Genomic DNA, 22,703 nt, shown 5'->3' with positions numbered 1-22,703 from the left:
ACCTCCAGGATTAGTTGACAAGAGACAACCGCGGAAACGTCTCCAGCGGATTGTCGACGCACATCTTGTCGATGATGCTTTTCGGCAGATGCGGCGGGATCGGATCGTCGCTGTCGAACTGCCAATGCGGATAGTCGGACGCGAACAGGAACATCTTTTCGGAGCCGATCTGGTCGATGATTTCCTCAACGCTCTTGGCATCGCCAGGTGCATCGAACGGCTGCATCGTGACGCGGAAATTGTCGCGGATGATCGCGGCCGGCTCGCGCTCGACCCAGGGCACCTCGACCCGGACGCCGCGCCAGGTCTTGTTGGCGCGCCACATGAAGGCCGGCAGCCAGCTCACGCCCGACTCCATCAGCACGACCTTGAGATCGGGATATTTGCCGAACACGCCTTCATAGATCAGGCTCAGGATCTGCGCCTGAAACGCCTGGGCCTCGACGAAGTAATATTCGTAGCGGTGCGACGGCCAGCCGGCCGAGCTCGGTGCCTGGCGATATTGCGTGCCGGCGTGGATCGCGAGCGGCAGCTTGTATTTCTCCGCGAGCTGGTAGACCGGCCAGAAATGCCGCCGGCCCAGCAGCGTCTCGCCCTGCGCCAGCACCAGGATGGAGACGAACCTGACGTCGCCGGCGCGGCGCTCGATCTCCTCGATCGCCAGATCCGGCGCCTGCATCGGCACCACGATCGAGGCACGCAGGCGCGGGTCACGCGACAGCCATTCGGCGGCGATCCAGTCGTTGATCGCCTTGCAGAAATCGGCCGCCATGTAGGAATCGAACACGGCTTGCGCGCCGTAGAGCACGTTGAGGATGGCGTGACTCGCGCCCAACTGGTCGAACGCACCCTTCTGCACCATCGCCAGATCAGAGCCCGGCTTCGCGCCATTGGCCGGCCGCCAGTCGGCGCGGCCGGTCAGCGGCATGCTCGGCGGATAGGAGGTGAGGTCGAGGCCGTCGATAGCGCGGCTCACCACCTGCTCTTTCCAGTGATCGCTGAGATAGGGAAGCAGCGTCGTGCGCGTGCCACCAACCGCCGGGTGGATGTCGCAGTCGATCCGCGTCACCGCCATGGATGCTTCCTCGCCAAAATTTTATAAGCACGTCTTTATTGGCGGCATTCTCAGCACCGCTCGCGCAGAGTGCTCCGGCCGGTGCCACGGCGCAAGAGCGCACATATGTGCGATCCGTCATGGGTCGGTTGCATTTCGCAGGCGCGATAACGCCAACGCGGAGCAAATTGACGGGATACAATTCGTCGGCGACAGCGATAGCTTGGGTACAGCGGCGGAACGAGTTGTTCCGCCGCCCTTTTGCTTGTTTGCTGCGGCCGGTCTCAAGCCGCCTTCTTAAGCCGCCTTCTCACGCCGCCTTGGAGACCTCCATCAGCAGGCGCTCGGCCTTGGCATCCTCGATCCGGTTCACCAGGCGGCCGCTCTCGTGATTGTCGCGGACGGTCTTGGTCAGGGTGACGCAGGTCTGGATCAGCATCACGATGCCCATGGTGAGATAGCCCTTCATCCAGAGATCGATCGGCAGGAAGAAGATGCCGATCGCGACGAGGAAGGCGGAAGCTGCGAAGGACGCGTACGTGAAGGTCACCCAGGCGCCGCTGTGGGGTTGGCCGTTCTGGTTCATGATGGTCTCCTGTTGGTTCGAATGATGATGGGGTTGTGAGAGATCGGGTTCGAGATCAGGCCGTCGGCATGCGCTTAGACTTCAACCGCGCCAGCACGTCGTCCGCGGTCGTCTTGAGCCGGGGGCCAAAACCCTGCTCGGCGAGTCTTTCGGCGGTGGCGAGCGGGCCGGTGGCCGCATCGAGCTCGACCAGCGCGTCATCGGCGGCCTGGGCTTCCATCTGCCGCTCACGCAGGCGTCGCAAAGTGCTCTCGGCTTCCGGCAGCGTGGATTCGTAAGGGCGAGCCGCCTCGATTCCGCTGCGGCGAAGCGAACGCACCGCTTCCGAGGCGCGGGCGACGCGGCGGCCGCGATCGAGCTCGGTGATGCGGGCCTGCGCGTTGGCGACATGCCGCTTCAGCCGCGCGATCTCGGTCGCGAACAGCGCGCGGGCCGTCATGGCCGCATCGCGATCAGCTTCCAGGCCGGCGATGGCTTCGGCCGCGTCCTTGGCGAGATCCTCGCGGCCACCGTCGAGCGCCGCAATAGCGCGGGTCTCGAGATCGGCGATACGGGCGATGGTCGTCTCGAGCTTGCGGCCCTCCTGCTGGTCCTGCGCGATCGCCAGTGCCAGCGTCCGCTTGCTGCGCTCGACGGCCGCGGCCGCATCGCGCATCTGCTGGTCGAGGATCAGGAGCGCCGTGCGGTCCTCCAGCTCCTCGCCTGCGGCGGCAACGCTGCCGCGGAAAAGTGTCACTACCGTCTTGAACATTTGCTGCTCCCTGTTATGAGCGTTGCTCACGGATGCTTTGTAGCACATCTTGAGCAACGCTCAAGAAATATTTGAGCAATGCTCACGCCAATGGTTAACAGATGACTAAAGCCCTGGAACGTCGAGAGAAATTACGCGCCGACCTGATCCAGGCGGCGGAGCGGATGATTGCGGACCGCGGATTGGCGGGCCTGAAGACCCGCGATTTGGCCCGCGAGATCGGCTGCGCCAACGGCGCGGTCTACAATCTCGTCACGGACGTGGACGAGCTGATCCTGCGCGTCGGCTCGCGCACGCTGCTTCGACTGGATAAGGCGCTCACCGATGCGGAAGGCGCCGGGGATCCCTCGCCGCAGGAGACGCTGGTCCGCATCGCGATTGCCTATTGCGATTTCGCCGCGGAAAATCTCCAGCTCTGGCGCGCGCTGTTCGAGCATCGCATGGACGCCGACAAGGCCCTGCCCGACTGGTCGATCGAAGACCAGATGCAGCTGTTCCGGCACATCTACCAGCCGCTGACGCAGCTGTTCCCAAAGCGAGGCGCGGAGGAGCTCGGCATCACCGCGCGCAGCCTGTTCTCGGCGGTGCATGGCATGGTGGCGCTGGGACTGGAGCAGAAGCTGGTCGCCGTGCCGCTGCCGGCGCTGCGCAAGGAGATCGCGGGCCTCGTGCGCGCGATGGTCGACGGTCTGATCGCGCGGGCGGCTTAGCGGCCGGGAGACAGCGAGATTGTCGGCGGTGCCTGACTAAAATTTCGCCTGTCGCATCGCAGGCCGCACGCTTAGCTTTCGCGGCGTCCCGTTTTCTCGCCGGAGTTCCCCATGCCCCTCCTCATCCGCGGCGGCACCGTCGTCAATCATGATCATTCGCGCCGTGCGGACGTGCTGATCGATGGCGGGACCATCGTCGCAATCGGGGCATCGCTCGACGCACCGGCAGGCGCGGAGATCGTCGATGCGGGCGGCGCTTACGTCATCCCCGGCGGGATCGATCCGCACACTCATCTCGAAATGCCGTTCATGGGCACGGTGACCGCCGACGATTTCGAATCGGGAACCAAGGCCGCGCTGACCGGCGGCACCACCATGGTGGTGGATTTCTGCCTGCCCGATCCCGGCCAGTCGATGCTCGCCGCCTATCAGGAGTGGCGGCACAAATCCGAGAAGGCGGCAGCCGACTACGGCTTCCACATGGCGGTGACGTCGTGGTCGAAGCAGATCCATGACGAGATGGAGACCGTGGTCAAAACCTACGGCATCAACACCTTCAAGCATTTCATGGCCTACAAGGGCGCGCTGATGGTGAACGACGACGAGCTCTACAACTCGTTCGCGCGCTGCGCCCATCTCGGCGCCATGCCTGTGGTGCATGCGGAGAACGGTGACGTCGTCGCCCAGATGCAGGAGGCGCTGATCGCGCGCGGCGTCACGGGACCCGAGGGCCACGCCTATTCACGGCCGCCGGAGGTCGAGGGTGAAGCCACCAACCGCGCCATCATGATCGCGGATATGACCGGCACCCCGGTCTATATCGTGCACACCAGTTGCCGCGAGGCGCATGAGGCGATCGCGCGGGCACGGGCCGCAGGAAAGCGCGTCTATGGCGAGCCGCTGATCCAGCATCTGCTGCTCGACGATGGCGAATATCAGAACAAGGACTGGGACCATTCCGCGCAGCGCGTGATGTCGCCGCCGTTCCGCGACAAGTCGCATCAGGACAGCCTGTGGGCGGGCCTGCAGGCCGGCTCGCTGCAAGTCGTCGCGACCGACCATTGCGCCTTCACCACCGAGCAGAAGCGGTTCGGGCTCGGCGACTTCAGAAAGATCCCGAACGGGACCGGCGGGCTCGAAGATCGCCTGGCGCTGCTGTGGACCGCGGGCGTCGCCACGGGACGGTTGACGAAGGAGGAATTCGTCGCAGTGACCTCGGCGAACATCGCCCGCATCCTCAACATCTATCCGCGCAAGGGCGCGGTTGCCGTCGGTTCGGATGCCGATGTCGTGGTGTGGGATCCCAAGGCTACGAAGACGATCAGCGCGAAGCGGCAGATGAGCCGGATCGACTACAATGTGTTCGAAGGCTTTGCCTGCACCGGCGGCCCGGCGGCAACGCTCTCGCGCGGCCGCATTGTCTGGAAGGATGGCGATCTGCGTGCCGAGGCCGGCGACGGACATTATGTCGAGCGTCCGGCGTTCTCGCCGGTGCATGTCGCCAATTCCACATGGAAGGAACTGACCGCCCCGCGCGCGGTGGCACGCGGAGCGGTGACGCCGTAGCGATCAGGCCGCTTTGCCCGTGCGCAACCGGTCGAGCACAGGCAGAAGCTCGGACGGATCGGGACGGTGCGTGTAGTCCGGGTTCACTTCCGCATAGGCGATGACGCCGTCGCGGCCGATGACGTAACGCGCAGGCATCGGCAGCACCCAGGACGGGTCGTCGTTGAAGGTCGGCAGGTCGTTCTTGAAGGACTTGTAGAGCGAGACGAGCTCATCGGAGAGCGCGAAGCGGATGCCGAAGGCGCCGGCGACCTCGCTCCTGATGTCGCTCAGGATAGGGAACGACAGCTTGTTATCACGCTGCGACTTACGGCTGTTCGGCGCGGTCTGCGGCGAGATCGCAACGAGACTGGCGCCACGCGCGGCGATCTCCGGCTGCGCCTCCTGAAGCGCCTGGAGCTCGAGGTTGCAGTACGGACACCAGACACCGCGATAGAACGACACCACCAGCGGTCCCTTCGCAAGCAGGTCGCGCGAGGAGACCGGCTTGCCGTCGGGATCCTTCAGGGTGAATTCCGGCGCGGCGTCACCAGCCTTCTTCGCGCGCTGCGCCCGGCCGCTCGCGATCAGCTCGGCGGTCGCGCGATGCATCGTGTCCAACGCTTCCTTCGTCGGCTTGAGGGGGAAGCGGCCGCCTTCGAAGTCGGCTTTGAGAGCGTCGAGTTTGTCTTGCAGGGCCATGAGAAGCTCCATCGGTTGCTGTTGGCCCGTCCTATCTGGATCATTTGCAAACGAAGGGGTATATGGACAATATGGAGAACATTTATTTGGAATTCAGATGAGTGACCGTCTTCAGGAATTGGCTGTTTTTGTCCGTGCCGCAGAGAGCGGCAGCTTCTCGAAGGCCGCGCGCGAGCTCGGCCTGTCGCAGCCTTCGGTCTCGCGCATCATCGGCGAACTGGAGACGCGGCTCGGCGTGAAACTGCTGCTGCGGACCACGCGGCGCATCACCGTCACCGACGCTGGTGCGCTGTTCCTGACGCGTGCGCGCGAAGTACTGGCCGACATCGAGGACGCCGAGGACGCCGCGCGCGGTATCGATTCGCTGCGTGGGACCATCCGCATCACGATGCCGATCGTGTACGGCACGCGACACATCATCCCGCGCTTGCCGAAATTCCTTGGGCTGCACCCCCAGTTGCGCGTCGAGCTGTCCGTCGCCGACGAACGGCAAAATCTCGTCGTGGAAGGCACCGACGTCGCCATTCGCCTGGGCCCGCTGAGCGACTCCAGCTTTGGTGCACGGAAGCTGGCGACCCTGCCGCGCTTTCTCGTCGCCGCACCCACCTACCTTGCGATGCGCGGCACCCCGAAGACGCCGGCTGATCTCGCCTCGCATGACTGCATCTTCGGTCCCGGACTGTTCGGCCATACCACTTGGTCGTTCACCCGTAACGGCGCGGAGACATCGGTCGAGGTCCGCGGCCGCATCACCACCGACTCCGGACCGGGCGTGTTCGCGAGCGTGCTGGCCGGGCTCGGCATCGCGATGACCTCACCCGTGATGGCCGGCCCCGAGATCGCGGCAGGCGTGCTGGTGCCGCTGCTGAAGAACTACAAGCTCGCTCCGGTCGACGTCTACGCCGTGTTCCCGGCCGGTCCGCGTCCCTCGACCAAGGTGCGCGCGCTGGTCGACTTCCTCGCTGACGAGCTGTGCTAGGACGCCGCTTGCGACACCTTGAAGCGCGCCGATGGCATACACCTTGCCTCTCGATCCCGAGACAATTCTCTCCCAGAGGCTTCGATGAGCGATTCAACATTCCATATCAGCCGCCGTAACGTCGTGCTTGGCAGCCTCGGAGCTGCCGGAGCAACGGCGCTAGCGCCACGTTTCGCCTGGGCACAGGGACGCGCCGAGACGCTGCTGGTGGTGCAGGAGCTGGGACCGAACTCGCTCGACATGCAGGGCGTCGGCTCCAACCAGACCGTGAACGGACTGTCCTGGAATTGCTACGACCGCCTGCTGACCTACGCCTCCAAGACGCTGCCCGATGGGACGCTGTCCTACGACCGCGAAAAACTCGCGCCCGAACTCGCCGAGAGCTGGGAGGTCGCAGCCGACGGCATGTCCTGCACTTTCCACTTGCGCAAGGACGCCAAATTCCACGACGGCACGCCAGTTACGGCGAAGGACGTCAAATGGTCGTTCGATCGCGCGGTGAAGGTCGGCGGCTTTCCGACCTTCCAGATGTCGGCGGGGTCGCTGGAAAAGCCCGAGCAGTTCGTCGTGGTGGACGACCACACCTTCCGCATCGACTATGTGCGCAAGGACAAGATGCTGCTGTTCAATGTCGCCGTGGTCGTGCCCTTCATCATCAACTCCGAGCTCGCGAAAAAGAACGCGACGGCCGAAGACCCGTGGGCGCTGGCGTGGCTCAGGACCAACGAGGCCGGCGGCGGCGCCTACAGGATCGACAGCTGGAAGCCCGGCAGCGAGACCGTGCTGGCGCGCTTCGACGACTGGAAGAGCGGGCCGCTGCCGAAGGTGAAGCGCGTGATCGCGCGCGACGTCCCCTCCGCCGGCACGCGCCGCGCCATGCTGGAGCGTGGCGATGCGGATATCTCCAGCGGCTTTGCGCCGCGCGATTTCGAGCAGATCATCAAGGAGGGCAAGGTCAAGGTCTCGGGCGTGCCGATCCCGAACGCGCTCTGGTACGTCGCGCTGAACACGGCGAAGCCGCCGTTCGACAATGTCAAGCTGCGGCAGGCGATCGCCTGGGCGATGCCCTATGAGCAGATCCAGAGCAGTGCCTTCTTCGGCCGCGCCGTGCCGATGTATGGCGGAGCCGCGGACGTCTCAAAGCCGGTCTGGCCGCAGACCTCTCCTTACGTCACCGATCTCGACAAGGCCAAGGCGCTGATGAAGGAGGCAGGCTTCGAATCCGGCCTCGAGACGACGCTGTCGCTCGACACCGGCACGGCCACGGTCGGCGAGCCGACCGCCATCCTGATCCAGGAGAGCCTCGCCAAGATCGGCATCAAGGCATCAATCGAAAAGATTCCGGGCGCGAACTGGCGCACCACGCTGAACAAGAAGGAGCTGCCGCTCGCGCTCAACCGCTTCAGCGGCTGGCTGGATTATCCCGAATATTACTTCTACTGGAATTTCCACGGCAACAATTCGATCTTCAACATCTCCTCCTACCAGAACAAGGAGATGGACGCGCTGATCGACAAGGCACGCTTCACCTCTGATGCGACCGAGTACGACAAGGCGGTGAAGGATTTCATCGCGCTCTGCATGCGCGATGTCCCCGTCGTTCCGCTCAACCAGCCGATCCACGATGTCGCCATGCAGAAGGCCATTACCGGCTACAAGTTTTGGTTTCACCGCGAGCCGGACTATCGCCAGTTCGCCAAGGGCTAGTGGCGCTCGACGATTCGCACCACGCCTGACGCCGCTTGCGCCTGCTGGATCGGAAGACCCCGCTCCAGCCGAGCCTCGCTCGCACGCAGCATGGCCGCGTCGAGCCTGTTCTGCCGCGATCCCTCCAGGGCGCAGGCAAAGACCCGATAGAACTGCGCGCCGTCATAGGCGACCAGCAGCATATCGACGCCGGCATTGATGGCCTCGACCACGGCCTTGCAGACGTCGTTCTGGTAGATCGCGCCCATCACGAGGTCGTCGGTCATCACCATGCCCTGGTAACCCCATGTGCCGCGGATGATGCCGTCGACGACGCGCTTCGAATGCGAGGCGGCACGGTCAGGATCGACCGCGGTGAGCGTGACGTGGCCGACCATCAGCGCGCTGCGCGAATGCGACAGCACCTGCCGGAACGGCAGCCAGTCGGTGGCTTCGAGCTCCCTCACCGGCGTATCGAGGCTGGCGCTGAAATGATGCGTGTCGGTGCGCACGCGCCCGATACCGGGAAAATGCTTGAGCGTGGCGCCTACGCCTGACTCCTCAAGTCCGCGGACATAGGCGCTGGCGATGGCGCTGACGACGGCGGGATCGGTCGCAATCGCGCGCTGGCCGATCAGCGTGTGGAAGTCGAGACGGTTGCGCCGCTGCGGCGGCTTGAGATCGAGCACGGGTGCGAGGTTGAGGTTGACGCCGAGGCCGGCGAGTTCGCGCCCGTGGGTGCGGCCGAACTCTTCGGCCTTGGCCTGCTGCTCGTCGGGCGCGAGGCCTGCGAGCGTCGCCAGCGCCGGCACTTTCGTCAGCGGTGGCGCCAGGTGCCCGACGATGCCGCCCTCCTGGTCGGCGGCGACGACCAGCGGCGGCAGGCCGGCGGCACGCCGCTTGTCCTGCAAGGCCGCGATCTCGGCCCGCAGCGTCTCGACGGTCCGGCCGCGGATGTTGTGGCGCGTGACGTAGACACCGCCGATCAAGCCCTGCTCGGCCAGGCGCGCGACCTCGGGAAAGGAGGAATAGCCGACCATGAAGTGCGGCCCGAGCCGGCGCGCCTCGGCGGCGCTGGCGGCGAGGACATCGCGCTTGCGCAGCTCGAACTTCAGATGCGCTGTCGACATCAGGACCGGCGGCAGGCACCAGAGCATGACGAGCAGCTTGCCCGCGATGCTGCGCCAGCGCCCGCGACGTAGCAGGACGACGACGATCAGGAGGCTTGCGACGACAAGGGCGATGTTTCCGGCGCCACGCAACACCAGCAGATAAGGATCGTTCTTGTTGGCGGCGGCGAACGCGGCAAGAGGCGCCACGAGCCAGAGCAGGATGAGACCGATGCGATTGAGGAATTGCATGATGCGTCACGTCCAAAATGATGAACGCACCGCACCTATCAGCGCGACTGAAGCTGCGCGAGGGGCAAAAGCGCACCTGCACGAAAACTGCAAAAGACTCCTGAAACCGTGCAGACGAAGGCCCCGGCTTCTGCGCAAGCGCCGTGCAGATTGCACGATAGCGATATTCACGAAAGGTCATTTGCACATGACGAGCCTGGCTACGACACCTGCGACGGACATCCGACCGATCAGGCCTTCGGCGGTATCAGTCAAGCTCGTGATGGCGCTGGTGCTCGCCGCACTCGCCGACTGGCTGTTCTACGGTCAGAGGGTGGGGCTGGCGCTGGTGATCTTCGCGGCCGCTCTCGTCTGCGCATCGCTGCTCGCCAACCATGCGTCCCTGGACGTTCGGCGCACAGCGATCGGTGGCGCAGTCGTCGCGCTCGGGCTCGTGCCAGCCATCGAGGAGCTCAACACGCTCTCGTTCTTCGTCCTTGTCACGGCGCTGATCATCGCCCTCCTGCTCGCGACCAATCCAGAGACGACCGGCCTCGCGGACCGTGCTCGCGCGCTCCGAAACCTTGTCCTGCTCGGTCCCATCAGATTTTTCCCCGACGCGCTTCAGGTGTTCAACATGTCGGCGTTCACCCGCGGCCTTGCGTTGTGGCTGATGCCGGTGGTGCTGGGCACCGTGTTCGTGGCGCTGTTCGCCGCAGCCAATCCCGTGATCGAGCAATGGGTATCGCTGCTCAATCCGAAGGTGATCTTCGAATATGTCAGCGTCTCGCGCGTGCTGTTCTGGACCTTGATGCTGGCGCTAGTCTGGCCGTTCATTCACGTGCGCTGGCGGCGCAGGAAGGTTACCGTCGCCACCGAAGTCAATACTGTCGAGCCGCCCCCGCTTCCGCCCTTCGTCTCGCCGGAATTTCTGGGCCCCGCCACCATTCTGCGATCGCTGATCCTGTTCAATCTGCTGTTCGCGGCGCAGTCCGTGCTCGACGGGATCTATCTCTGGGGCCAGGTGGGGCTGCCCGATAATCTGACCTATGCGTGGTACGCCCATCGCGGCGCCTATCCGCTGATCGCGACCGCCCTGCTCGCCGCCGCTTTCGTGCTGGTGGCGATGCGCCCGGGCGGGCCGGCCGAGAAATCGAAAGTGATCCGGCCGCTGGTCTATCTCTGGGTGGGGCAGAACGTGCTGCTTGTCGCGTCGTCCATCCTCCGGCTCGACCTCTACGTCGACGTCTACATGCTGACCTACTGGCGCATCGCGGCCTTCATCTGGATGGGGCTGGTGGCGCTCGGGCTGATCCTGATCGTCGCCCGCATCGTGCTCGACAGGTCCAACGAATGGCTCGTCGGCGTCAACCTGATCGCGCTGGCGATCGTGCTCTATGGCTGCTCGCTGGTGAATTTCGATGCCTTCATCGCCAACTACAATGTCGCCCACAGCCGGGAGGCCTCGGGCAACGGCGTGCAGATCGACATTAACTATCTGCTGACGCTCGGGCCGCAGGCGCTGCCCGCGATCGACAAGGCGATCATGCTCAGACCCGGCGACCCCGAGAGCTGCCTTGTGTCGCGCCGCGACCGCCTTGTAGAACAGCAGCGCCAGGATCTGGCCTGGCGGAGCTGGGGCTTCCGTAATTGGCGGCTCCAGCGCAGGCTGGACGCGCAGGCGGCGAATCGCCCGGCCGGCTGACGGGGCAGCGGAGAGATTCTTGGCGCATCGCATTCTCATCGTCGACGACGAGGGCCACATCCGCGAGGTCATCCGCGTCGCCCTGAAGAAGGCCGGCATGGACGTGATCGAGGCGCGCGACGGCAAGGAGGCGCTCGCCCGCTTTGCCGCCGACAAGCCCGACCTGATCGTGCTCGACATCGGCATGCCCGAGTTCGACGGCCTCGACGTCTGCCGCGAGATCCGCAAAGGCTCCGACATGCCGATCCTGTTCCTGTCGGCGCGCGACGAGGAGATCGACCGCATCCTCGGCCTCGAGATCGGCGGCGACGATTACGTGACCAAGCCGTTCAGCCCGCGCGAGCTGGTGGCACGGGTCAACGTCATCCTGCGCCGCCTCAGCCCGCGCAATGGCGAGGCCAAAGCAAGTCCGGCCGCGCTGTCGCAAGGCGGCCTGCTGATCGATCCCGAGCAGCATGTCGCGACCTTCGCCGGCACGCCGCTGAAGCTGACCGCGATCGAGTTCGGCATCCTGCGCGCGTTCCTGACAAGGCCGACCTCGGTGTTCAACCGCGAGCAGCTGATGCGGGCGGCCTATCAGCTCAACATCCAGGTCTCCGACCGCACCATCGACAGCCATATCCGCAACATCCGCGCAAAGCTCGCGGCGCAAGACTGCGAGAACGTGATCGAGACCATCCACGGCGTCGGCTTCAAGCTCGGCCGCTGCGAGAAAGAGGCATGAGCGCGGCACCCGACAAATGGCGGCCGTCGCTGGGGCTCGTGATCTTCACGGTGCTGGCGACCGTCGCGATACTCCCGCTGGTCGGCCTGTTCTTCTTCCGCCTCTATGACAACCAGCTGATCCGCCAGACCCAGGCCGAGCTGATCGCGCAGAGCCGCGTGCTCGCGACCATCTATGCGCAGGAGGTCACGGCAAGGCTCGACAGCGGCCTGGTGCTCGGCCCAGAGGTGCCGCCGAACGTGCTGCCCGACCCCGGCGACCAGGTCACGCCGATCCGCCCCGCGCTCGACCTCACCGCCAACGATCTGCTGCGGCGCCGGCCGGACGCGCTGCCCGCATCCCAGCCGGCACAGCCCGCCTATGTCGAGATCGGCGCAAGGCTGACGCCGATCATCCGCGAGACCCAGAAGGTGACGCTGGCGGGCTTTCGCATCCTCGATCCGCAGGGCGTCGTGATCGCCGGACGCTACGAGGTCGGCCAGTCGCTCGCCCATATCGAGGAGGTCGCGGACGCGCTGCACGGGCAGTACCGCGCCACCTTGCGCAACCGCGTCCCTGATAGGCCGCCGCCACCGATCTATTCCTTCAGTCGCGGCCTCGGCGTGCACGTGTTCTCGGCAATGCCGGTCATCGTCAACAACCGCGTCGCGGGGGTGATCTACACCACGCGGACGCCGAGCAACATTTTCGACCATCTCTACCAGGAGCGCGGCAAGTTCGTGCTGGCGGGGCTGGCCGTCATCCTTGGCACGATCGCGATTGGGCTGGTGTTCTCCCGCACCATCACGCTGCCGATGCGCGAGCTGATCGACCGCGCCGCCAGGATCGGCCGCGGAGACCGCGAGGCGTTCCAGCCGCTGCGGCATTACGGCACCCGCGAGTTCGCCCAGCTCTCGCACAGTTTCCTCGGCATGGCCGAGCAGCTCGCGAGGCGCTCCGACTATATCGCGACGTTCTCGGCCCATCTCACCCATGAGCTGAAATCGCCGCTGACCTCGATCAAGGGCGCGGCCGAATTGTTGCAGGATTCATTTCAAGGCAAGCCCGAGGGCCTGACGCCGGCCGAACAGAAGACCTTCATCGCCAACATCCTGTCGGACACCCAGCGGCTGGAGGCGATGGCGCAGCGGCTGCGCGAGCTCGCCCGCGCCGAAAGCCTGCCGCAGAACGAACGCACGGAGCTCGCGCCCGTCATCGCCGACCTCAAGAACCGGTTTCCGGAAAGCTCCATCGAGGCCAGCGGCAGCCTAGACCGGGCGATCGGCATGTCCGGCGAGAAGGCGTTGATCGTGCTGTCGCATCTCGCCGACAACGCGATGCGGCACAAGGCGACGTCAATCCGGCTGGAAGCGATGGACGAGCGGACGACCCTGCTGCTGACGGTGAGCAATGACGGCGAGCCGATCTCGGCGCCGAACCGCGACAGGATCTTTGATGCGTTCTTCACCACCCGCCGCGACCAGGGCGGCACCGGGATGGGCCTTGCGATCGCGCGCGCGGTGATGGCGAGCCATGGCGGCTCGATCAGGCTCAAACCCTCCGAGCAAGGCGTCGCCTTCGAGCTCCAGTTTCCCGCAGCCTAAATTGCAAACACCCAGGCGGCGACAATCGTGCCGATGGTGACCAGACCGGCGATGGTCCAGCCGGCGGCATATTCCAGCTCAGGATGACCGGTCGCCCGCATGATCTCTGCCGGATCGGCGGTATGCTTCTCTGCCATGACAGCCTCGCACGTTTTTTTCCGCGTCATAGATAAGTCGCTTCAGACGCCAGAAGGTTCCATCACGGAAATGCGAGGAATGACGCAGCTTGGTTTATTCGCCGAACCGGAGGCAGGACCGGCCGGCCTTCGCCATACCGACAATTTTATCGACGCCGCCGCCGAGCGGGATCTGATCGGCCGCATCGCAGCATTGCCGCTCCAGCGCTTCCAGTTCGGCGCCTGCGAGGGCAACCGCCGGGTGGCCTGGTTCGGCTACAGCTATGACTACACGCTGCAGCGGCTCACCGAGGCCGCGCCGATCCCGGACTGGGTGCGCCCCGTCGCACGGCAGGTCGAGGCCTGGGCGGGGCTGGTAGAGGGCAGCGTGCGGCAGGTGCTGTGCACCGAATACGACGCCGGTGTCGGCATCGGCTGGCATCGCGACAAGCCGCACTTCGACAAGATCCTCGGCCTGTCGCTGGGCTCGGCCTGCAAATTCCGCTTCCGCCGCCGCAGCGGCGACAAATGGGAGCGCCACACGCTCGAGGCCCTGCCGCGCTCGCTCTACTTGATGGACGGCGAGGCGCGGTCGCAATGGGAGCACAGCATTCCGCCGGTCGAGGCACGCCGCTACTCCATCACCTTCCGGACGATGAAGCGGGTGTGACAGGCACCTCAAAAACAAAAAGTGCGAAAACAACCCCATGCACAGTAGAACGCCGCTTCCCGCTCGAGACGCGGTCGCGCGACGCAACGGTTTGAGACATCAGTGCAAAACGGCAGCTCCGCGCAATCGCCGCGCAGACGGCGTCTTGCCTTCCAAATCGGGTTGCATGCTAGACTGGACGCCATCCAGGGCAGGAGGAAAGCATGGCCGACGACAAGGCAAAGCGCGGCGGGGCCGATCGGGCACTGATCGCGCTGACGGAGAAGTACGAAGTCGCCTACTGGTCGAAGAAGTTCAAGGTGACGCCGGCCAAGCTGAAATACGCGGTCAAGAAGGTCGGCCACTCCGCCAGGAAGGTCGAGGCGTACATCAAGCTCCAGAAGCACCGTGCCGCCGACAAGAGCCGGATTGCGCTGAGCGAGGCCTATGAGGTCCGCTACTGGTCGAAGAAGTTCAAGATCACCCCGGCCAAGCTGAAATCCGCCGTCGCCGCAGCCGGGCATTCTTCCAAGAAGGTCGAGGCGTATCTCGCCGCGCAAAAGGCGGCGAAGAAGAAAAAGGCCAAAAAGACCACGAAGAAGGTCGCCAAGAAGGCGGCTACGCGGAAGAAAGCCGCCTGAACGGCAGGTCGGGGCAAGATGAAATTCGGTCGATTGATCCTTGGCTGCGGCGTCCTTGCGATCTGCACACAGGGCGCCGCCGCAGCCGCGCCCGGCAAAATCTCGGGCGCGACCGCGCTGGCGCTCGCCGGCGTGATCGCGCCGCTGTCGCCGGACCTGACCGGGCCCGAGAAGAAGGCGGTGGCGATGCTGTTCGCCGCCAATGCCGACATCCCCTACAAGAAGCCGATCGTCGTGACCGCCGACCGGATCGTCTGCCGAACCGGCAATGTCGACATCACCATTCGCAACTGCGAGGTGACCTTCGGCAAGAAGGTCAAGACGGTGAACGGCTCCACCGCCAACGAAATCTTCGCCACCGAAGCGCTGGCCGGCGTTCCGCCCGATGGCGCGGCAGGATCGAACTTCGAGAGCCTCACCAAGCTGAGCTGCACGATCGACCCCAATGCGATCAGGCGGAAGGACGGCAGCGGTGCCGATTGCACGTTCCAGCCGGGGAATTGAGCCGGTCCTGAGGGCAGCCGCGAGGTGCCGTGAAATCGCCTCAACACCAGCCAACTAATAAGGCGAATAGAAAAGACAGGCCCCGAGAGCGAGCCAATATGGCGCGCAAGGCCCCATCGCCATGAAGAATTGTCTCGCATTTTTGCTTTTCCTGACCGTCACGACAGCCTCCGCGCATGGCCCCGTGCCGGCATCGCGGTTGGCGCCGTCCGATCTCGTCCGCGTCGGCCTCACCGATTCCGACACCACCGCCGGCGGCACGGCGCGGCTGTGTGAACAGGTTACCTTCTCGCGCGGCCTGCGCTACGGCGAGACCGAGGCCAATGTGCTCGATGTCGCCGCCAGCACGACCAAGGCGGACACGCCGCGGCCGGTGCTGCTGTTCGTGGCCGGCGACACCTTTACCGGCGACCGCGGTGCGCCGGACCTGTCGCGCGAGATCCAGGACCAGGTGATGTGCTTTGCCGCGCGCAACGACATGATCGGCGTGCGGGTCAATTATCGCCTGGCGCCGTCGGCGGCCTGGCCGGTCGGCGCCACCGACGTCGCGGCGGCGCTGTCCTGGATCCACGGCAATATCGATTTGTTCAACGGCGATGCCCGCGAGATCGTCGCGGTCGGCTACGGCGCCGGCGCCTTCCACGTCGCCACCCTGCTGGCGCATCCCGAGCTCCAGACCGATCGCGCCGAGGTCGCGGGCGTCGTGCTGGTGTCCGGGGTCTACCGCGCCGGCAAGGATGCCAGCGACAGCGAGAAGGCCTATCTCGGCACCGACCCCACCCAATATGACAAGCGGTCGGCCTTCCCCGGCATCCTCAATGTCGACGTGCCGATCGTGCTGGCCTGGGCCACGGACGATTCCGCCGGCATCGTTGCGCAGGGCGAGACGCTGAAGAAGACGCTCTGTGGCGCCGGCCACTGCCCGCGCGCCGCCCTCCTGCGCAACCGCGACGGCATCGCCGCCGCGTTCGGGCTCGATGGCTCCGGCGACAGTCTTGCGGAGCCGACGCTGCTGCTGGTGCATCAGCTCGAGGCGCGGGGGTTGCCGTAGCGGGGCGGCGGGCTCATTAGTTCGACCGTTTGCTGGGCCACCCCTCTCCCCAGCCCTCCCCCGCTGTTCAGACCGGGGAGATAGTGGACGGGTGTTCGGAGACATCGTGGACACTTTCGACAGCTCAGTAAGGAGGTTGTCGGATGCCGTTCCACGAGGTGTCCCGGATGGACGCGAGATTGGAGTTTGTGATGTTGGCCTCGGAAGAAGGAGCCAATATTCGGCAGTTGTGCCGCCGGTTCGGCATCAGCCCGACGACCGGCTACAAGTGGCTGGAGCGTTGGCGAGCAGCCGGGACGAGCGGACTTCAAGAGCAGTCTCGTCGGCCACAGCATTCTCCAGCGCGCAGTGTTTCGGCGGTCGAGGATGCCGTGCTTTCGGTACGTGCCGAGCATCCGGCCTGGGGCGGGCGGAAGATCGCCAGGCGACTGAAGGATTTAGGGCGGGAGGCAGTTCCGGCGCCCTCGACAGTCACGGCGATTCTGAAGCGACACGGAGTGGAACTAGGCAAATTCGGCGGTGGTTCGCCTGCCTTCACCCGCTTCGAGCGGTCGCGACCGAACGAGTTATGGCAGATGGACTTCAAGGGCCACGTGGCCATGCACGCCGGCCGGCTTCACCCGCTGACCGTGCTCGACGATCATTCGCGCTTTTCGGTGACACTGGCAGCATGCGCCGACGAGCAGACCGAGACGGTCAGACAGCATCTTATCGTGGCCTTCCGCCGCTATGGCCTGCCCGAGAGGCTGATCACCGACAACGGTTCGCCCTGGGGCGACGGTCCGGGCAGCCCGTTTACCCCGCTTGGGGTCTGGCTGATCGAGCATGGCGTCAAAATCAGCCATTCCCGACCTTATCATCCGCAGACCATGGGCAAGGACGAACGCTTCCACCGCAGCCTCAAGGCCGAGGTTCTGTCCGCTCCTGCCTTCGCCGACATCGCCGCGGCCCAGCATGCGTTCGAGCGATGGCGCACCGTCTACAACACGCAACGGCCGCACGAAGCGCTCGACCTCGCTGTGCCGGCCAGCCGCTATCAGCCGAGCCCGCGCGACTATGTCGAGACCATCACGCCCTTCGAATACGCACCAAGCGACACTGTGCGCCGGGTCCAGCAAGGCGGTCACGTCAGCTTTCGCGGCCGCAACCTCAAACTCCCCAAGGCCTTCCGCGGCAAAGACATCGCGTTCCGGCCAACCACAAAAGATGGCGTCTTCGACGTCGTTTTCAGAACCCAGACGATTGCAACCGCCGACATCCGGCCCCTCGACGGACGGCTCGAAAGTGTCCACGATGTCTCCGAACACCCGTCCACTATCTCCCCGGTCTGAACACCCGCAAGGGGGGAGGGCTAGGGAGAGGGGTACCACACGGGGACTCTCTCGATCAGAGAAACGCCACGCACAAAGACCGTAGCAGCCCGGTCAACACGCCTGCCGTTTCGTTCAGCCTGCCGTGCGCCACTTTGAAGCGCACCACCTAGCCACACGATCGCCAAACGCTTGACGTAGATCAATTCGCTTGGGTGCGGATTGAGCCGACCTCGTTGGGGGCCAACGATAAGGTGTCGAGCATGCGCGTCACCGGCAGGATGCTGTTCGTTTTGATCGCCGCTCTCGCGTCGCTCGGGGCGATGTCGCAACAGCAGCAGCACACCGAGCAACCAGCAAGCGACAACGACATCCGCATCGGCAATGTCATGCCGTATTCGGGACCGCTCTCGGAATTCGGCGCGATCGGCAAGGCGGAGGCCGCCTATTTCGACATGGTCAACGCCCGCGGCGGCATCAACGGCCGCAAGATCCGCTTCATCACGCGCGACGACAATTCCGATCCAGCGGCCGCGCTGGAGCTGACGCGAAACCTGGTCGAGAAGGACGATGTGCACCTGATGTTCGGATCATTCGGCACGCCCGGCAATATCGCCACGCGCTGGTATCTGAACGAGAGGAAGATCCCGCAGCTGTTCGTCGCTTCCGGCGATGAGGAGCTGAGCCAGGCCAAGGCGTTTCCCTGGACCATGGGTTGGCAGCCGTCGTTCCGGTCGGAGGGGCGCATCTACGCCAATTACATCCAGGCCTATTATCCGCAGAAGAAGATCGTGGTGCTCTGGCAGAACGACCAGTTCGGCCGCATGCTCTACAAGGGTATCCAGGAAGGCCTCGGCGATCTGAACCGCCACATCCTCGTCGACATCGCCTTCGACATCAACGACGAGCATCTCGAAGGACACGTCTCGATCCTCAAGCGCACCGGCGCCGACATCTTCGTCTTTCTCGGCGTGCCGTCGACAGCCTCCAAGGTGATCCAGATCGCGGCCTTGCTCAAATGGCGCCCGGTCGTCATCGTGAACGACGCTTCGGCGTCGATCGCCAATGCGATGGCGCCCGCGGGTCTGGAGAATTCGGCCGGCGTGATCTCGGCAGCCTTCCTGAAGGACCCGAGCGATCCCGCATGGAAGGACGATCCCGCCATGAAGGACTGGTTCACCTTCATGGACAGGTATCACCAGGTCGAAAGCACCAACAACAGCGCGGCGGTCTATGGCTACGCCGCGGCCGAGGCGCTGACGCAGGTGCTGAAGCAATGCGGCGACGATCTTTCGCGCGACAACATCATGCGGCAGGCGGCGTCGCTGAAGGCCTACCAGCCCTCCCTCGCGCTGCCCAAAATCAGGATGAACACCTCGCCGGACCGCTATCTGCCGATCAAGCAGATGCGGCTGGTGCAATTCGACGGCCGCTCCTGGCAGCCGTTCGGCGAGGTGATCGAGACGGCGTTTACGGAGGGCGCGGCAAGGTGAGGTGCTTCGGGTAGACCGTTTGCTGGGCCACCCCTCTCCCCCGCCCTCCCCCGCAAGGGGGGAGCGCAGCCGAGTGTGCCGCGGCGCTGTGCCTCACTGCATCGTCGCATTCAGCATCGTCGCAATTGAACGGAACGAACTCGCGCCACGACAACGGTGCGTTCCCTCCCCCCTTGCGGGGGAGGGTTAGGGAGAGGGGTGCCGCACGGGGACTCTCTCGACGAGAAAGAAGATACTCGCGAGCGGCCCCCTCACACCGGCTTCAGCGAAGCCAGCGCGCTCTCCAGCAGCGAGCGCACGCGTGCCGCATCGCCGGATTTCACCACGGCCGGATCGAGATAGAGCTCGAGCCCCGGCGCGCGCTCGGTGATGACGCCGCTCTTTTCCGCCGCCGCATCGTTCAGCGCGTCGACCGAATAGGGAATGACCTCGCGGCTGATGCCCTTCATCGTGATCGCCGGCAGCGCGTGGGCCCGAACGATGTCGCTGACGAGCGCGAAGGTCTCGTAGCTCAGCACGATGCCGCCCGGCTCGGCGATCGATTGCAGGCGCGCGGCGAGGTTCGCTTCGGCGCCGATGATGGTGTAGTCCATGCGGTCGCTGCTGCCGAAATTGCCGACATTGCAATAGCCGGAATTGATGCCCATGCGCGAGCGGAACGGCTGCTCGATGCCGGACGCGCGCCATTTCGCGTTGAGCTCGGCGAGGCGCTGCTGCATGCGCCAGGCCATCTGCAGACAAGCCTGCGCGTCGGCGCGATCGCCCTTGGTCTCGGGATCGCCGAAGAAGATCAGCATGGCATCGCCGATGAACTTGTCGATGGTGCCGCCATATTCATGGGCGATCGCCGACATCTCGGTGAAATATTCGTTGAGGAGCTGGGTCAGTTGCTCCGGCTGCAGCCGCTCGGCGGTCGCGGTGAAATTCTGGATGTCAGAGAAGAAGATCGTGAGCTTCTTGCGCTCGGTGTGGATGGTGACGTCCTTCTGGCCCGAGAAGATGCTCTTGTAGACCTGCGGCGGGATGTAGCGCGAGATCTTCATCGACAGCGAGGCGAGGAAGTCGTTGGCGGATTCGAGCTCCTTGTTCATGCCCTTGATGCGGCGCGCCTGGCGGCGCTGCAGCGACAGGAACGACAGCCCGCTGCCGGCCGCGATCAGGAAATAGGCCAGCAGGAACTTGAACGAGAAGATATTGGCGGCGATCGGCTGGGCGATGATCACCTCCTGGATGCCGCGGACATCCCCCACCTTCCAGTCCTTCTTCGGGCTTTCGGGGTGGCTGTTGTGACAGCTCACGCAGGCCGGGCCCATCGTCACCGGCGCGACCAGACGGACCTTGTCGTTGAACAGCGAGGTCTCGGTCTCGACGATCTTCTGCTCGGGATCCTTGCGTAGCGCATCGAGCGCGTCCTTCTCGAACTTGTCGAGCTGGTGCGGGGCGCGGTTCTGGAACGGGAAATCCGAGACGAAGCGATAGGTGATGTTCTCCTGCTGGGCGCCAATCACCCGGCCGAGCTCGAGCGACAGCGTCGCCGGGATGGGGATCGCGCCGGGAATTGACTCGTAGTTGTGCACGACGCGGGTGGTGCCGTTGGGGTTGGCAAGCACGCGCCCCACGACGTTCGAGGCGTAATAGCTGCGCACGCTCGTGATCACCGAATTGAGATCGATGGCCTGCCGGCGCAGCGCCGTCTTGGAGAGCTCGGTCAGGTCCAGCCACACCGCGAGCGGCAGAGCGAGCAGCAGGAAGGCGACCGCGGCCCCCATCAGGATGCCGCTCTTGCGCTGTTCTTCGGAGATCTCTTGTTTCACGTCGTGGCTCCGTTGTGTGCGTTTTTGTCGCAAATCCGGAGGATTTGCGGCACAACATCGGGGCGCACAGAGCCAATAAACGCGCCCCCGCGCAACCCCATTTTATGGTGGTCGGACGAGACGGCTTTTCGTTTCACGACGAATGTTTAAGATCGAGCATGAACCTGCATTCACTCCGCCGGGAGATCCTCCGTATGACCGACATCCGTATCAAGCGCTTCAACGCGCGCCCCGTGATCGTGCCCATGAACTTGCCGCTGAAAACCTCGACCGGGGCCGTGGCAAAGGCGCCGCTGGTGCTGATCGACTGCGAGACCGACCAGGGCGCGGTGGGGCATGCCTATCTGTTCTCGATCACACCGTCGGCCCTGAAACCGCTGACCGCGATGGTCACGGAAATGTCAGAGCTGCTCGCCGGCGACGAGCTGCTGCCGTTCGAGATCGAACGCAAGCTGACCCAGCGCTTCACCCTGCTCGGCCTCGCCGGCCTGCAGCGGCTGGCGCAATCCGGCATCGACATGGCGGCCTGGGATGCGCTGGCGCGCAGCAAGGGCCTGCCGCTCGCGCGCCTGCTCGGCGGCGCGCCGAAGCCGGTGCGTGCCTACAATTCGAAGGGGCTCGGCATCATGCCTGCCGGCGCCGCGGTGGAGGAGGCCCACAAGCTGCTGGCCGAAGGTTTTCACGCCGCAAAGATCCGCGTCGGCCGGCCCGATGCGCGCGAGGATCTCGCCGTGGTGCGCGCGGTACGCAAGGCCGTCGGCGACGAGGTGACGCTGATGTGCGATTACAATCAGGCGCTGACCGTCACGGAGGCGATCCGCCGCGGCGAGATGCTCGACGACGAAGGGCTGAGCTGGATCGAGGAGCCGATCCGCCACGACGACTATGCCGGGAACGCCCGCATCGCGGACGCCTTGCGCACGCCGGTCCAGATCGGCGAGAATTTCGACAGCGCCTTCTCGATGCAGGCCGCACTCTCGGCGGAAGCCTGCGACTACGTGATGCCAGACGTGCAGCGCATTGGTGGCGTCACCGGCTGGCTCCGCGCCGCGGCGCTGGCGCACGCCGCCGGCATCGAGATGTCCACGCACCTGTTCTCGGAAGTCAGCGCGCATCTGCTCTGCGTGACGCCGACCGCGCACTGGCTGGAATATGTCGACTGGGCCGATGCGGTGCTGGCGACGCGGCTGGCGATCAAGGACGGTTTTGCACTGCCGGGCGAGGAGCCCGGCAACGGCATTGAATGGGACGAGGCGGCGGTCGCCAGATATCTCGTTACATAAGGCGGCCTGCTACGACCGGACGGCGGCAATCATGCTCAGCTCGACCGGAGCGCCCCGCGGCAGCTCGGCGACGCCGACGGACGTGCGCGTGTGACGGCCGCGATCGCCGAGGCGCTCGATCAGCCGGTCGGAGGCCCCGTTCATGACTTGCGACTGCTGGGTAAATCCAGGCGCTGAAGCGACGTATCCGACGAGCTGCAGGACCTGGACGATCCTGTCCTCTCCACCCGTTGCGTGGTTGATGGCCGCAATGCAGAGATCGGCGCAGAGGGCTGCGGCCTGCTGCGCGGCCGCGATATCGACATCTGCGCCGACCTTGCCCGCATACAGAAGGTCTTCGCCACGACGCGGGAGCTGGCCGCTGACATAGGCAACTCCATCATGAATGATCACCGGCAAATAGTTGCCGCCGGGCTTGTTCACGCTGCTCATCTCGAAAACGGGCCTTCTCTTCACGTCCGAAGCGACACATGTCGC

The 22,703-nt window shown here is 64.9% G+C and carries 22 protein-coding genes; 14 read left to right on the top strand and 8 right to left on the bottom strand.

Features of this window, described 5'->3' with window-relative positions:
• Window positions 1-10: 10 nt before the first annotated feature.
• The 3 genes from VGR99_RS06440 to VGR99_RS06430 form a co-directional block, all read right to left on the bottom strand.
• The gene (locus tag VGR99_RS06440) at window positions 11-1,075 is read right to left on the bottom strand and encodes an amidohydrolase family protein (protein WP_326897490.1); all 1,065 of its coding nucleotides are present in this window, start codon (window positions 1,073-1,075) and stop codon (window positions 11-13) included.
• Window positions 1,076-1,364: 289 nt separating this feature from the next.
• The gene (locus VGR99_RS06435; RefSeq protein ID WP_195800661.1) at window positions 1,365-1,640 is read right to left on the bottom strand and encodes a YiaA/YiaB family inner membrane protein; all 276 of its coding nucleotides are present in this window, start codon (window positions 1,638-1,640) and stop codon (window positions 1,365-1,367) included.
• 55 nt (window positions 1,641-1,695) lie between these two features.
• The gene (locus VGR99_RS06430; RefSeq protein WP_326897489.1) at window positions 1,696-2,391 is read right to left on the bottom strand and encodes a PspA/IM30 family protein; all 696 of its coding nucleotides are present in this window, start codon (window positions 2,389-2,391) and stop codon (window positions 1,696-1,698) included.
• Between the two features lie 101 nt (window positions 2,392-2,492).
• Here VGR99_RS06430 and VGR99_RS06425 point away from each other — a divergent pair, with 101 nt between their 5' ends.
• Both VGR99_RS06425 and hydA read left to right on the top strand, forming a co-directional pair.
• Window positions 2,493-3,101 carry a TetR/AcrR family transcriptional regulator gene (locus VGR99_RS06425; RefSeq protein WP_326897488.1) on the top strand — a complete coding sequence of 203 codons (609 nt, stop codon included), beginning with the start codon at window positions 2,493-2,495 and terminating at the stop codon, window positions 3,099-3,101.
• 111 nt (window positions 3,102-3,212) lie between these two features.
• On the top strand, window positions 3,213-4,667 hold the full coding sequence (gene hydA / locus VGR99_RS06420; protein WP_326897487.1) for a dihydropyrimidinase: 1,455 nt from the start codon (window positions 3,213-3,215) through the stop codon (window positions 4,665-4,667).
• A 3-nt stretch (window positions 4,668-4,670) separates the two neighbouring features.
• Here the strand turns inward: hydA and VGR99_RS06415 are convergent, their stop codons facing one another.
• A complete protein-coding gene (locus VGR99_RS06415; RefSeq protein ID WP_326897486.1) occupies window positions 4,671-5,348 on the bottom strand; it encodes a peroxiredoxin-like family protein in 678 nt (225 codons plus the stop codon).
• A gap of 97 nt (window positions 5,349-5,445) precedes the next feature.
• Between VGR99_RS06415 and VGR99_RS06410 the strand changes: the two genes are divergently transcribed.
• Both VGR99_RS06410 and VGR99_RS06405 read left to right on the top strand, forming a co-directional pair.
• Window positions 5,446-6,327 (top strand): LysR family transcriptional regulator, encoded by an 882-nt coding sequence (locus VGR99_RS06410; RefSeq protein ID WP_326897485.1) that lies wholly within the window; start codon window positions 5,446-5,448, stop codon window positions 6,325-6,327.
• Window positions 6,328-6,411: 84 nt separating this feature from the next.
• Window positions 6,412-8,034 carry an ABC transporter substrate-binding protein gene (locus VGR99_RS06405; RefSeq protein ID WP_326897484.1) on the top strand — a complete coding sequence of 541 codons (1,623 nt, stop codon included), beginning with the start codon at window positions 6,412-6,414 and terminating at the stop codon, window positions 8,032-8,034.
• Here the strand turns inward: VGR99_RS06405 and VGR99_RS06400 are convergent.
• Window positions 8,031-9,374: a glycoside hydrolase family 3 N-terminal domain-containing protein gene (locus VGR99_RS06400; RefSeq protein WP_326897483.1), complete on the bottom strand. Its 1,344-nt coding sequence runs from the start codon at window positions 9,372-9,374 to the stop codon at window positions 8,031-8,033. The genes VGR99_RS06405 and VGR99_RS06400 overlap by 4 nt on opposite strands.
• Window positions 9,375-9,561: 187 nt before the next feature.
• Here VGR99_RS06400 and VGR99_RS06395 point away from each other — a divergent pair, with 187 nt between their 5' ends.
• The 3 genes from VGR99_RS06395 to VGR99_RS06385 are packed head-to-tail and all read left to right on the top strand — an operon-like array spanning window position 9,562 to window position 13,365.
• Window positions 9,562-11,058 carry a DUF4173 domain-containing protein gene (locus VGR99_RS06395; protein WP_326897482.1) on the top strand — a complete coding sequence of 499 codons (1,497 nt, stop codon included), beginning with the start codon at window positions 9,562-9,564 and terminating at the stop codon, window positions 11,056-11,058.
• 19 nt (window positions 11,059-11,077) lie between these two features.
• Window positions 11,078-11,782, top strand: coding sequence for a response regulator transcription factor (locus VGR99_RS06390; RefSeq protein WP_326897481.1), 705 nt, complete (start codon window positions 11,078-11,080; stop codon window positions 11,780-11,782).
• On the top strand, window positions 11,779-13,365 hold the full coding sequence (locus VGR99_RS06385) for an ATP-binding protein (RefSeq protein WP_326897480.1): 1,587 nt from the start codon (window positions 11,779-11,781) through the stop codon (window positions 13,363-13,365). The genes VGR99_RS06390 and VGR99_RS06385 overlap by 4 nt, the downstream gene beginning before the upstream one ends.
• On the opposite strand, the gene VGR99_RS06380 is transcribed toward VGR99_RS06385, so the two are convergent.
• Entirely contained in the window at window positions 13,362-13,502 is a 141-nt protein-coding gene (locus tag VGR99_RS06380) for a hypothetical protein (RefSeq protein WP_007597071.1), read from the bottom strand. The genes VGR99_RS06385 and VGR99_RS06380 overlap by 4 nt on opposite strands.
• A gap of 79 nt (window positions 13,503-13,581) precedes the next feature.
• On the opposite strand from VGR99_RS06380, the gene VGR99_RS06375 reads away from it, so the two are divergent.
• From VGR99_RS06375 to VGR99_RS06350, 6 genes are all read left to right on the top strand, one after another.
• Window positions 13,582-14,151, top strand: a complete 570-nt coding sequence (locus VGR99_RS06375) for an alpha-ketoglutarate-dependent dioxygenase AlkB (protein ID WP_326897479.1) — start codon at window positions 13,582-13,584, stop codon at window positions 14,149-14,151.
• Between the two features lie 203 nt (window positions 14,152-14,354).
• Complete coding sequence (locus VGR99_RS06370; RefSeq protein ID WP_326897478.1) at window positions 14,355-14,771, top strand: DUF3606 domain-containing protein; 417 nt, start codon at window positions 14,355-14,357, stop codon at window positions 14,769-14,771.
• Between the two features lie 18 nt (window positions 14,772-14,789).
• Window positions 14,790-15,275, top strand: coding sequence for a hypothetical protein (locus VGR99_RS06365; RefSeq protein ID WP_326897477.1), 486 nt, complete (start codon window positions 14,790-14,792; stop codon window positions 15,273-15,275).
• Between the two features lie 121 nt (window positions 15,276-15,396).
• Entirely contained in the window at window positions 15,397-16,326 is a 930-nt protein-coding gene (locus VGR99_RS06360; RefSeq protein WP_326897476.1) for an alpha/beta hydrolase, read from the top strand.
• A gap of 143 nt (window positions 16,327-16,469) precedes the next feature.
• Window positions 16,470-17,657, top strand: a complete 1,188-nt coding sequence (locus tag VGR99_RS06355; protein ID WP_326897475.1) for an IS481 family transposase — start codon at window positions 16,470-16,472, stop codon at window positions 17,655-17,657.
• A 242-nt stretch (window positions 17,658-17,899) separates the two neighbouring features.
• Window positions 17,900-19,129 carry an ABC transporter substrate-binding protein gene (locus VGR99_RS06350; protein WP_326897474.1) on the top strand — a complete coding sequence of 410 codons (1,230 nt, stop codon included), beginning with the start codon at window positions 17,900-17,902 and terminating at the stop codon, window positions 19,127-19,129.
• 251 nt (window positions 19,130-19,380) lie between these two features.
• Here VGR99_RS06350 and VGR99_RS06345 read toward each other — a convergent pair whose 3' ends face one another.
• Window positions 19,381-20,943: an adenylate/guanylate cyclase domain-containing protein gene (locus tag VGR99_RS06345; protein ID WP_326897473.1), complete on the bottom strand. Its 1,563-nt coding sequence runs from the start codon at window positions 20,941-20,943 to the stop codon at window positions 19,381-19,383.
• Window positions 20,944-21,137: 194 nt separating this feature from the next.
• On the opposite strand from VGR99_RS06345, the gene VGR99_RS06340 reads away from it, so the two are divergent.
• Window positions 21,138-22,226 (top strand): enolase C-terminal domain-like protein, encoded by a 1,089-nt coding sequence (locus tag VGR99_RS06340; protein WP_326897472.1) that lies wholly within the window; start codon window positions 21,138-21,140, stop codon window positions 22,224-22,226.
• A gap of 9 nt (window positions 22,227-22,235) precedes the next feature.
• On the opposite strand, the gene VGR99_RS06335 is transcribed toward VGR99_RS06340, so the two are convergent.
• On the bottom strand, window positions 22,236-22,658 hold the full coding sequence (locus VGR99_RS06335; protein ID WP_326897471.1) for a RidA family protein: 423 nt from the start codon (window positions 22,656-22,658) through the stop codon (window positions 22,236-22,238).
• Between the last annotated feature and the right edge of the window lie 45 nt (window positions 22,659-22,703).

It is taken from the genome of Bradyrhizobium sp. (genome assembly GCF_035935975.1).
Lineage (GTDB): Bacteria > Pseudomonadota > Alphaproteobacteria > Rhizobiales > Xanthobacteraceae > Bradyrhizobium.
This window is presented reverse-complemented; position numbering and strand designations above follow the sequence as displayed.